General features: G+C 40.8%; 12 protein-coding genes and 1 pseudogene. 12 read left to right on the forward strand and 1 reads right to left on the reverse strand.

The genetic code is table 11. From position 1 onward, the window contains the following. Positions 1-320 precede the first annotated feature (320 nt). The 8 genes from hprK (at position 321) to EKM65_RS10555 (ending at position 7,775) form a co-directional block, all read left to right on the forward strand. A complete protein-coding gene (hprK, locus tag EKM65_RS10525) occupies positions 321-1,268 on the forward strand; it encodes an HPr(Ser) kinase/phosphatase (protein WP_125608279.1) in 948 nt (315 codons plus the stop codon). Next, positions 1,265-2,110 carry a prolipoprotein diacylglyceryl transferase gene (lgt, locus tag EKM65_RS10530; protein WP_125608263.1) on the forward strand — a complete coding sequence of 282 codons (846 nt, stop codon included), beginning with the start codon at positions 1,265-1,267 and terminating at the stop codon, positions 2,108-2,110. The genes hprK and lgt overlap by 4 nt, the downstream gene beginning before the upstream one ends. A 76-nt stretch (positions 2,111-2,186) precedes the next feature. Continuing rightward, positions 2,187-3,209 carry an NAD(P)H-dependent glycerol-3-phosphate dehydrogenase gene (locus tag EKM65_RS10535; RefSeq protein ID WP_125608265.1) on the forward strand — a complete coding sequence of 341 codons (1,023 nt, stop codon included), beginning with the start codon at positions 2,187-2,189 and terminating at the stop codon, positions 3,207-3,209. A gap of 75 nt (positions 3,210-3,284) precedes the next feature. Then, positions 3,285-4,238, forward strand: a complete 954-nt coding sequence (trxB, locus tag EKM65_RS10540; RefSeq protein WP_125608267.1) for a thioredoxin-disulfide reductase — start codon at positions 3,285-3,287, stop codon at positions 4,236-4,238. A gap of 181 nt (positions 4,239-4,419) precedes the next feature. After that, positions 4,420-4,575, forward strand: coding sequence for a hypothetical protein (locus EKM65_RS11360; protein ID WP_164506920.1), 156 nt, complete (start codon positions 4,420-4,422; stop codon positions 4,573-4,575). 450 nt (positions 4,576-5,025) lie between these two features. Next, positions 5,026-5,991: a YihY/virulence factor BrkB family protein gene (locus tag EKM65_RS10545; protein WP_164506921.1), complete on the forward strand. Its 966-nt coding sequence runs from the start codon at positions 5,026-5,028 to the stop codon at positions 5,989-5,991. A 178-nt stretch (positions 5,992-6,169) separates the two neighbouring features. After that, entirely contained in the window at positions 6,170-7,090 is a 921-nt protein-coding gene (gene galU / locus EKM65_RS10550; protein WP_125608271.1) for a UTP--glucose-1-phosphate uridylyltransferase GalU, read from the forward strand. Between the two features lie 115 nt (positions 7,091-7,205). After that, a complete protein-coding gene (locus EKM65_RS10555; RefSeq protein WP_125608273.1) occupies positions 7,206-7,775 on the forward strand; it encodes a histidine phosphatase family protein in 570 nt (189 codons plus the stop codon). A 138-nt stretch (positions 7,776-7,913) separates the two neighbouring features. Here the strand turns inward: EKM65_RS10555 and EKM65_RS10560 are convergent, their stop codons facing one another. Further along, positions 7,914-8,336: a cupin domain-containing protein gene (locus tag EKM65_RS10560; protein ID WP_125608275.1), complete on the reverse strand. Its 423-nt coding sequence runs from the start codon at positions 8,334-8,336 to the stop codon at positions 7,914-7,916. Between the two features lie 228 nt (positions 8,337-8,564). Here EKM65_RS10560 and EKM65_RS10565 point away from each other — a divergent pair, with 228 nt between their 5' ends. The 4 genes and pseudogenes from EKM65_RS10565 to EKM65_RS10575 form a co-directional block, all read left to right on the forward strand. After that, entirely contained in the window at positions 8,565-9,050 is a 486-nt protein-coding gene (locus tag EKM65_RS10565) for a GNAT family N-acetyltransferase (RefSeq protein WP_225420459.1), read from the forward strand. A 40-nt stretch (positions 9,051-9,090) separates the two neighbouring features. Next, the gene (locus EKM65_RS10570; protein WP_125608277.1) at positions 9,091-9,618 is read left to right on the forward strand and encodes a GNAT family N-acetyltransferase; all 528 of its coding nucleotides are present in this window, start codon (positions 9,091-9,093) and stop codon (positions 9,616-9,618) included. A gap of 10 nt (positions 9,619-9,628) precedes the next feature. Beyond that, the gene (locus tag EKM65_RS11510) at positions 9,629-9,844 is read left to right on the forward strand and encodes a hypothetical protein (protein ID WP_225420460.1); all 216 of its coding nucleotides are present in this window, start codon (positions 9,629-9,631) and stop codon (positions 9,842-9,844) included. Positions 9,845-9,865: 21 nt separating this feature from the next. Next, positions 9,866-10,522: pseudogene (locus tag EKM65_RS10575) on the forward strand (alpha/beta hydrolase); the annotation flags it as partial. Positions 10,523-11,038 lie beyond the last annotated feature (516 nt).

Below are 11,038 nucleotides of genomic sequence, written 5' to 3' on the forward strand. Positions count from 1 at the left end.
ACTTACAACAAAGCTTGAGTTTGAGACGAATTGGTTTTGATTCGGCTCAAACCAATGCTCGCAGCGTTCCACCAGCGTATTTCCCGTAGGCACGAAGAACCGCAACATAACAGTTTTAGGACTATAACTAGGTTTGGATTTTATTCGGCTCAAATCGGGCTTATAGAAGTTCACCAGCGTATTTCCCGCAGACACGAACCATAACATAGCTGTTTTAGCGTCAAGTCAGGGCACCGTTATAGCATTTATTAGTTGACAATGAAATAATCGGTCATTAATGTTAGAATTAAGCATAAATGTGTCAATTTTGGAGGCAAATGATGGCTGAAGGGATTTTAATTAAACAACTTGTCAACGATTTAAAATTAAATGTTTTATCCGGCACTGAATTTTTAGCTAAGAAAAAGGTAACGACTAGTGATTTGTCTCGACCCGACTTTGAAATGACGGGTTATTTCGCCTATTATCCACAACGGCGCTTGCAGCTTTTTGGTTTGACTGAAACGGCATTTGCCAAAGGGCTAACTGGTGAAGAGCGTTCAGTAGTTATTCGCCGAATGTGCCAAGAAGATACGCCGGCTTTCGTCATTAGCAGTGGCTTGTCTGCACCGATGGAATTAATTACTGAGGCAAGTAATGCTGGCATTCCTGTCTTAGGATCGGATTTACCAACAACCAGACTTTCTAGTGTTTTAACGGACTACTTGCACTCACAATTAGCTGAACGTCGCAGTATGCACGGTGTTTTAGTTGATGTTTATGGACTGGGTGTTTTGATTACTGGTGATTCTGGTGTTGGCAAGAGCGAGACGGCCTTGGAACTCGTTAAACGGGGACACCGGTTAATTGCCGATGATCGAGTTGATGTTTATCAGCGTGATGAGAATACGGTTGTTGGTGAGGCGCCGAAGATTCTCAAACACCTAATGGAAATCCGGGGCATTGGTATTATTGATGTGATGAACTTGTTTGGTGCAGGTGCAGTTCGCGCCCACACGACAATTTCATTGATCGTTAATTTGGAAAATTGGCGTGCTGATCAGAATTATGATCGTTTAGGTAGCGAAGAGGCAACACAGCAGATTTTTGATGTGCCAGTTCCTAAAATTACGATTCCAGTTAAAGTTGGTCGTAATTTAGCAATTATTATTGAAGTTGCTGCGATGAATTTCCGTGCGAAGTCAATGGGCTACGATGCAACTAAAGTTTTTGAACAGAATCTAAGTAATTTAATTAAAGAAAATTCGGACGAGGATGAGGATAAATGAACGCGCTTTTAATGGCTCTGAATCCAATCGCGTTTTCGTTAGGCGCTTTGCACGTGCGTTGGTATGGTATTATCATTACAACCGGTGTTGTTATTGCGGTTATTTTGAGTATGCGTGAGGCGCGGCGGCGGTCGATTGACCCTGACGACGTGGTTGATTTATTATTTTGGATGTTACCGATTGGGTTAATTGGTGCACGTCTGTATTATGTGATTTTTGAATGGCAGTATTACGCCGCTAATCCAGGTGATATTATTAAAATTTGGAACGGTGGTTTAGCAATCTATGGTGGTTTAATAGCGGCAGTGATCGTCTTATTAATTTTCTGCCGTAAACGTGAAATCCCCACCTGGTTGTTATTAGATATTGTGGCACCAACAGTTATTTTAGCGCAGGCGATTGGACGTTGGGGCAACTTCATGAATCAAGAGGCTTATGGTGCTAAAACAACACTAAGTTTCTTGCAATCATTGCACCTGCCTAATTTTATTATTCAACAAATGTCTATTGCTGGTGCATATCGACAACCAACCTTCCTTTACGAATCGGTTTGGAGTTTATTGGGCTTTATTTTGTTGATAAGTTTACGTCACCGTCAGCATTTGTTTAAGCAAGGAGAAGTTTTCTTAGCTTATATGCTCTGGTATTCATTTGGTCGCGCAATTATCGAAGGTATGCGAACGGATAGTTTATATTTATTCGCCAACATTCGTGTTTCACAATTGTTATCGGCAATTTTATTTATTGGCGCAATTGTGACGATTTTATTGCGGCGCTATTACGATCCATTATTGAAATGGTATCTTGATGGCAGTGGCAAGCCGATTCCTAGCGATCATTAAGGTGATCGACAACAAAAGATTGGTAAGTTATTTATTATAACCAGTGTCATCATTTAATATTTAAGGAGTGTCTGATTTGACAAAAATTGCAGTTTTAGGTGCCGGTTCTTGGGGAACAGTACTTGCAGATTTATTAGTAAACAATGGCCATCAGGTTGATCTGTGGGGCAACAGTGCCGAAATGGCTGCTGAAATTAATGAACAACATACAAATCGTCATTATTTACCTGAATTTAAAATTAATCCTCAAGTTCATGCAACACTTGACTTAAAGGAAACATTGACTGATGCTGTTGCAGTACTTTTTGTTTTGCCAACCGTAGCTATTCGTCCAGTTGCTCAACAAATGATTGCAACGCTTGCTGAACTGAAAACGAAGCCCATCTTAATCAGCGCGACTAAGGGGTTGGAATTAGAAAGTCATGACCGAATTTCGCAAATTATTGCGGATGTTTTCCCTTCTGAGTTAGCTGATGGTTTAGTGATTTTCTCTGGCCCTAGTCATGCTGAAAATGTTGCGACCCATGATCTGACCTCACTAACCGTTGCTTCTAAAAAGATGGATAATGCGCGTTGGGTGCAGTCAATCTTCATGAATTCATACTTCCGCCTTTATACGAACGATGATATGTTAGGCGTTGAATTAGGCGGGGCATTGAAGAATGTTATTGCTATTGGTGCTGGGATGCTTCATGGCCTTGGTTACGGTGACAATGCTAAGGCAGCTTTAATGACGCGTGGTTTAGCAGAAATCAGTCGCTTAGGCGTTAAGATGGGAGCTAATCCTTTAACCTTTATGGGACTTTCTGGTATTGGTGATTTGATTGTCACTTGTACGAGTGTCAATTCCCGCAACTGGCGTTGTGGTAATGCGCTTGGTGAGGGGCAACCACTTACGGATGTTTTAGCAAACATGGGGATGGTTGTAGAAGGTGTTGGCACTGCAGAAGCCGTTCATGAATTAAGTCATCAATTGGGCGTCGAAATGCCAATTTCTGAAGGAATTTATCGAGTGCTCTATGAAGATGCTGATTTACGTGGTGAGATTACCAAGTTAATGAATCGCGATGCACGTAACGAAGCTGAATTTGAAAATTAAACGTAATCAAACTGTTAGACATTTTGACGAAAATACGGTAATCTATAACTTATTAAAAGTAAGGAGGATTTGCGCATGACAAAAAAATATGATGTCATTGTAATTGGCGCTGGTCCTGGCGGTATGACTGCAGCACTATATGCTTCTAGATCTAACTTATCTGTTCTGATGTTGGATCGCGGAATTTACGGCGGCCAAATGAATAATACTGCTGAAATCGAGAATTATCCTGGTTTCAAGTCGATTTTAGGCCCAGAGTTAAGTGAGCAAATGTATGCTTCTTCGATTCAATTCGGTGCTGAATTTGCCTATGGAACTGTTAGCGATGTAGAGGATCACGGTGATTATAAGACTGTCAAAACAGACGATGGTGATTACGATGCTAAAGCGATTGTCATTGCTACTGGTGCAGAACATAAACACTTGAACGTTCCTGGTGAAGATACCTATTCGGGCATGGGTGTTTCTTACTGCGCGGTCTGCGATGGTGCGTTCTTTAAGCATCGTGAAGTCGCTGTTATTGGTGGTGGTGATTCTGCCGTTGAAGAGGGTCTTTATTTGGCACAACTCGCAAGTAAAGTGACCATCGTTCATCGTCGAGACCAATTGCGCGCTCAACAAATTTTACAACGCCGGGCTTTTGCCAATGACAAGATTGAATTCGTCTGGAATGCTCAAGTTGAAGAAATCGTCGGCGATGGTCGAAAAATTGAGAACGTTAAATATCGCGATAAAGTGACTGGTACAGAAAAGTTATTACCAGCTTCAGGTGTGTTTATCTATGTTGGCGTTGAACCAATGACTTCAGCATTCAAAAATTTGGGTATTCTCAATGATGCTGGTTGGATTGAAACTAACGAAGAAACACACACTAAAGTTCCAGGTATCTTCGCTGTTGGCGATGTTCGTGAGAAACACTTACGTCAAATTGCTAATGCTGTTGGCGAAGGCGGACTTGCTGGTCAAGCCGTCTTTGAATATCTGCAAGGTCTAGGCGATCAAGCTGAGATTGCCGCAACAACTAAATAATTAATCATGATTGAGAGATCGGTACAATTTTGTATCGGTCTTTTTTCGTCTGCTAATTGGAATAGTGGAAACTAAAACTGTTGCGTTGTGGTTCTTCGCGCTTGCACAAAGGTTGCATATGGAACGTGCGGGGTATCGTGAGGGAAAATAAATACTTTCGCTGGAACGTGGTGGACACTGCTTGAAGCCAATTTTTTACAAAATTGTCTCCAAGACAGGTCTTGTTGTAACAGCTAAAGCTGCAACAACAATCTCACCACTGAGCGGTATTTATTTTCCCTCACTTAACAAACGAGATGGCAACCTTTGCGCAAGCGCTGAATTGACGAGTGGTTAAACTACCTTCCAATTTTAAGAAGTACAAATTTGCAGTTAAATCACATCCCCACTTCTCTTTCATCAGTGCCGGAGGGAAATCGCGGTCAGCCGCGGAATTCTTGTTAATGGTTTACCATTTACAAGAAAGCTTGAGTTTGAGACAAATCGGTTTTGATTTGGCTCAAACCAATGCTCGCAGCGTTCCACCAGCGTATTTCTCGCAGGCACGGAGAATAGCAACATAACAATTTTAGTGTTTGCCGCTCTTAATAGAACTCACATTCAAGACAAATTGTTTTTGATTCGGCTCAAACCAATGCTCGCAATGTTTCACCAGCAATTTCCTTAGGCACGAAGAAGAACAGTATAATAGTTTTCGCGCCTAAAATGACTGACCTTATTCAGCTGAATTTCTTACTTTAATTGCCCACAATCAATTACTTTTGTATACTAGAGAGTGACTGGAGAGGTGGCGAGGACAACGGATAATGAAGAACTAATAGCAACGCCTGAAGAGAGGCCGTTATTTAAGCAGAAAATTTCCCGGTATAAAAAGGTCTTTATTTATGTACGTCGCGTCGTTGAACGGACGATCTCTTGTAACGTGAACAATGCAGCCAAGGTTATTACTTATTATTGGCTCTTGTCGTTCTTTCCAATTGTGATTTTCGTTGGTAACGTAATTCCCTTCCTGCATTTGGACGCTAAAGTAATTATGACCTATTTAGAAATGGCTTTTCCGGGCCAAATTATGCCGTTAATTCGGCCGATTGTTTCCTCGCTGCTACATAAAAGCAGTAGTGGATTGCTGTCTTTTGGTGTGATTGCGACCTTGTGGGCAGGAAGTCGTGGAACTAACGCGATTCGTAATAGCATGAATGATGCTTATCAAATTGATAGTTCAAATATTTATAGTAATGTGCCGCTTCAAAATGCGATTGTACGTCGTATTTTTTCGTTTCTGATGACTTTCATTTTCATCATTGCCTTATTAGCCATTGTGGTCGTCTTTACTTTTGGTCAACAATTCTTGGAATGGCTGATTCCAACATTTCAATTATCAGATACAATTCTGGACGTGTTTTTGACTTGGAAATGGCCTGTGATTGTTGGTGTCATTGTCTTAGCAATTATGTTCCTACAGTATGTTTTGCCATCTGCACGGTTGAAACTTTGGACAATTTTACCTGGGACAATTTTCACCTCGGGCACTTGGATTCTCTTGACGCAAGGTTTCTCGCTGTATGTGCGCTACTTTGCGCGTTCGTTTAATAGTTACGGTACAATTGGGACGTTGATTGTTGCCTTATTGTGGCTGAATTTTGCAGCGACATTACTTATGATTGGTTCAGTTGTTAATGCTGTTTTCAATGAGTCGTGGCATGGTGATGAATTAATTTTTAGTAATCGTTTTACAAGATTATTGAAGCGTTAATAAGTAATACCGACTTAACTTTATTAGTTTAGTCGTTCGTGATATGCTAGGATTATAACAAAGGGTACAATCAGGTTGACAAGCGTTATGATGGAGACTTTTTGGAATGTGGACACGATGTTCTAAGTGCCGCTTGACAATTACTGATGTAGCTAGATGTGTTTGAGGAGGATTTTTGATGAAAGTTCGTAAGGCGGTAATTCCTGCTGCTGGTTTTGGTACTCGTTTCTTACCAGCGACTAAAGCAATGGCTAAGGAAATGATCCCAATTGTTGACAAACCAACGATTCAATTTATCGTTGAGGAAGCTAAGGCCTCTGGTATTGAAGATATTTTGATTGTGATTGGTCGTGGCAAGCGTTCAATTGAAGATTACTTCGATTCTGCTCCCGAATTAGAAGAAGATTTGCATTCAAAGGGCAAGCATGAAATGTTGAAGATGGTTCAAGAAACAACGGAATTAGGAATCAACATTTATTACACACGTCAGGCCCATCCACTTGGTTTAGGTGATGCCGTTTTACAAGCCAAGTCATTTGTTGCGAACGAACCATTCGTGGTTATGTTAGGCGATGACTTGATGAAGGACAAAGTGCCCTTGACTAAGCAATTAATTGATGACTATGAAACAACGCATGCATCGACTTTGGCTGTTATGCAAGTACCAAAGGATGAAGTTTCAGCTTATGGCGTCATTGATCCTGAAGGCGAAGCTGAACCCGGCTTGTACAATGTTCGTACTTTCGTCGAGAAACCAGCTGTTGAAGATGCGCCAAGTAACTTGGCAATTATTGGGCGTTATTTATTAACACCAGAAATTTTTGAGATTCTTGAAAATCAGAAACCTGGTGCCGGTAATGAAATTCAATTAACTGATGCTATTGATACCATGAATAAGACGCAACGTGTTTTCGCCCGTGATTTTAAAGGTGACCGTTTTGACGTGGGTGATAAATTCGGCTATGTTAAGACCAGTCTTGAATATGGTCTGCAACATCCACAAATCAAAGATAATTTACGTGAACTAATTATTAACTTAGGACATAAACTTGAAGCAGAAGATAAAGCTGCCGCACAAAAGAAAAGTAATAAAAAATAATCGTTAACTAAAATTCGTTATCAGTGGTAAACTGATAACGAGTTTTTTAATAGCATTAAAGTTAAAGTGCGGTCGATAACCAACGGACGATCGGACAGTTATAGGAGACGAGCTAGTGCCGAAAACGATCTATTTAATGCGCCATGGTGAAACTTTATTTAATGTGTTGGGAAAAATCCAAGGTCAGTGTGATTCACCATTAACGGCGGCAGGAATTAAGCAAGCAGAACAAGCAGCTCACTTTTTTGACGGAATTGACATAGATCACGTTTACAGTTCACCACTGGAACGTTGCTGCGACACAACCGAGATTATCTTACAGAATCGTTTAACATATCAACGTGATCACGGCTTAAAGGAAATGGGCTATGGCATGTACGAAGCAGAAAGCAAAAATTTGTTGCCCCAATCACCCTTAGCTTATCAAGATTCTTTTGTGCCTTTTGGTGGTGAAGCAACTAGTGCAGTTCAAGAGCGAATGGTGGCAACGCTGACTAAAATTATCATGCGCCCAGAACACAACCAAGTTTTGGTCGTGTCCCATGGCGATGCTATTTTTAATTTTCTACGCAGTTTTATGGACCCAATGCCAGAATGGCAACGTGGTTTTACGAACTGTATTATTTTTAAATTACACTTTACCGAAGGAAGATTCACATTGGTACAAGTTATTCGTCCGAATTAAGATGATGACTTCTTAAAAAATAAGCATAAAAAGATGCCAAGTTAATTGTGGTTGTTAGTCAGCGTTTGGGGACGGTGGCTAGTAGCAATTATTACTTGACATCTTTTTTGCAATTATTCAAATGTTTGGTTAAATCATTTATTGCTCATTAGGATCATGACGAGCATCATCATGAGTGCGATGAACGGTGCCATCAAGGTGATCGGGCTCAGCATAAATAGTATAAAGTTTGAGATTCTTGGTGCCAGTGTTCTTAATATTGTGCCAAATATTAGTTGGGATCAAAATCGCATCATCCTCACCAATTGCTTGGCTAATGGTTAAGTTATCCTCAGATTGGCCCATTTCACAAAAGCCTTGACCAGAAATAACATGAATGAATTGATCGATACCAACATGAATTTCGAGGCCAGTATCATCACCGGGTACGATCGTCATTAAGGCCACCTGCATCTTCACGCCGGTCCAAATTGTGGTTCGATAATTATCGTTAGCGAGTGTCAAATATTTAATGTTCTCAATAACCGGTTGACCCCCGCGATCAGAGAAATCGTAGCTCATTATTATCCCTCCTTTACTAAGTGATCACTTACTTTTTTATTATATTTGATTGAAAAATCTCAACCAAGATAAATGCCTTTAGTAATTTTGCATCATGACATTTTGAACAGCAAGCATCATAGCGGTAAGGTTACACAGCAGTAAGCTCAATGATCAAGCGTCGTGCTGTGGTAAAATAGTCGTAAACCTAAATGAATTTTTGTAGGATGTTGAAAATATTGAGGTATTATGATGAAAATTGAAATGCAACGTTGCCGAATTCGTGAATTCCAAGCGGAGGATCTTGCTGCCTTTATGGCCTATCACAACGATTTAGACTGGATGAAATATCAAGGTTTCAAGGGTTTAACTGCCGCCGAATATCAGCAAATCTTGTTGAATTCGCAAACAACGATGACTGATGGTCAGCAATTTGCGATTGTCACGCAGAAGACTCCTGATTTAGTGGGTGATCTTTATTTGAAGCAAGAGGAATCTACGATTTGGTTGGGTTACACGATTGCGCCGAGGTTTGCACGCCAAGGCTATGCTACTGAAGCAATTACGGGAATCTTACAGTGGTTGAGCATACGAAAGACAAATTACACCATTAAGGCAGCAGTAGAACCGGGCAATATGGTCTCGCGACATTTGTTGATGAAATTAGGCTTTCAAATGGTTGCAACTCAAGATGATATCGTGGTTTACCAGTTGTCATTACGATCTATTCATTAGTAGCTCTTCAAAGACATTCAGCACAACAGAATTGGAGTTTATGATGATTGAAATTAAACCAATTACGCAAAGTAATGAGCAGGCATTGAACTTGCCGAATGAACCGTTTCCGTTACTAGGTCGCATGCAAGTTAGCCGTAGTGATGATCAATGGCACTATCAAATCGTGGCGGCCAGAAAAAACGATCAGCAAACATTTCCTGATGAAAATTATCAGCTAGCAGAGGTTAATCAAAACGGTTTTGCTTTAGGTGCTTTTACTGCTGATGTTTGTGTTGGTTTGGCGATTTTTGCTGATCATTGGAATCAGTATTTGTATTTAGATGATTTGAAAGTTAAACGCAGTTATCGCCGCCAAGGAATTAGTCGCCAAATGTTACAGGCGGCAAAAAACATCGCCCGAACTAGAGGTTACCGTGGTATTTACACAATTGGTCAAGATAATAATCTAAATGCTTGCCAATTTTATTTGGCGACTGGTTTTGTAATTGGCGGTTTTAATTCGCGGGATTACCAAGGCACTTCGCAAGAAGGTAAAAGTGATATTTATTTCTATTGGGACTTCTAAAAGGAATTGAATGATGAAAAAATTTTGGCGCATAATTTTGACGATACTTGGCTTGGTTTTATTAGGGGCTTGTGGTAATCAGCAGCAAACGACTGCTAAATCAACGACAGCAAAATCTAGTCGTACGAGTAAAAGGATTGTTAAACCATATTTGCAGACAACTCGTCCCACTTTTTATGTTCACGGATTTCAAGGTAGTGCTAAATCAACGAATACGATGATTTAGCATGCCGAGCAGCAAGCCGGTGCGCATAAAGTTTTGGTTGCAACTGTGGCTGGTAATGGTGTCATTAGTTATGCCGGTGCATGGAAAAGTAAGACAATCAATCCGATTATTCAAGTTGTTTTTACGAATAATGTTGCTGCCTATGCGACACAATCAGCGTGGTTGATGAACATTATTAGCGAGCTGCAACAACGCTATCACTTTAGTCAGTATAATGTGGTGGCCCATTCTGCCGGCAATGTTACGACAGTTAATATGTTGATGAGTGCTAATAAACCGGCTAATTTCCCCGAGATCAAAAAATTTGTTTCGCTTGCCGGCTGTTATAACGGTGTCATCACAGAAGATGATGTGGCCAATCAGAATTATTTCCGTAAAAGCGGTGAGCCAGCACTCAAGCATAGTGCTTATCAATTGTTGGCCGCAGAGCGGGCTAATTTTCCAGATGGTCTGGCGGTTTTGAATATTATTGGTGATTTAAAGGATGGTTCCCATTCTGACGGTTTAGTCAGTAATGTTTCAGCCAGATCATTGCAATATTTGATTCGTGGTCATCAAGCCAACTATTCTGAAAAGGTCTTTTATGGAAAAAACGCGCAGCATAGTAAGCTACATGAAAATCCGAAAGTCGCTACCGCCATTGATCAATATTTGTGGGGTAATTCCAACAACCAATAAACGGGCGATGGAAAGTTAATTGGCGCGTCGTTGTTGCGAAAGAATGCTTAATGCTGGAAACGTCACTGATTAGGATCGTGGAAACTAAAACTGTTGTGTTGTGGTTCTTCGTGCTTGCGCAAAGGTTGCTAATAGAACGTGCACGTTGCCGTGGCGGCGAAAGAATACTTAGCGCTGGAACGTAGTGGGCATTGCTTAAAGCCAATTTTTGCAAAATTGTCTCTAAGACAAGCCTTATTGTAGGTGATAAATCACCAACAATAATGTCACTACTGAGCGGTATTCTTTCGCCGCCACTAAGCTAACAAGCTGGCAACCTTTGCGCAAGCACTGAATTAACGTGTGGTTACACTACATTCCAATTTTTAGACCCGCAAAATTGCAGTTAAGTCGGCACTAACGCACTTTAGTCAGTGCCGGAGGGAAATCGCGGTCAGCTGATCGAGTAGGAAGTAATTGTAAATTACCGTCCTCTCACACCACCGTACGTACGGTTCCGTATACGGCGGTTCAATA

Source organism: Lapidilactobacillus bayanensis (genome assembly GCF_003946695.1).
In the GTDB taxonomy this organism is placed as follows: domain Bacteria; phylum Bacillota; class Bacilli; order Lactobacillales; family Lactobacillaceae; genus Lapidilactobacillus; species Lapidilactobacillus bayanensis.

Excerpts from the sequence above, each read along its gene's own strand:
- hprK (WP_125608279.1), top strand. The coding sequence starts at position 321 with ATGGCTGAAGGGATTTTAATTAAACAACTTGTCAACGATTTAAAATTA.
- lgt (WP_125608263.1), top strand. The coding sequence starts at position 1,265 with ATGAACGCGCTTTTAATGGCTCTGAATCCAATCGCGTTTTCGTTAGGC.
- trxB (WP_125608267.1), top strand. The coding sequence starts at position 3,285 with ATGACAAAAAAATATGATGTCATTGTAATTGGCGCTGGTCCTGGCGGT.
- galU (WP_125608271.1), top strand. The coding sequence starts at position 6,170 with ATGAAAGTTCGTAAGGCGGTAATTCCTGCTGCTGGTTTTGGTACTCGT.
- EKM65_RS10560 (WP_125608275.1), bottom strand. The coding sequence starts at position 8,336 with ATGAGCTACGATTTCTCTGATCGCGGGGGTCAACCGGTTATTGAGAAC.
- EKM65_RS10565 (WP_225420459.1), top strand. The coding sequence starts at position 8,565 with ATGATGAAAATTGAAATGCAACGTTGCCGAATTCGTGAATTCCAAGCG.
- EKM65_RS10570 (WP_125608277.1), top strand. The coding sequence starts at position 9,091 with ATGATGATTGAAATTAAACCAATTACGCAAAGTAATGAGCAGGCATTG.
- EKM65_RS11510 (WP_225420460.1), top strand. The coding sequence starts at position 9,629 with ATGATGAAAAAATTTTGGCGCATAATTTTGACGATACTTGGCTTGGTT.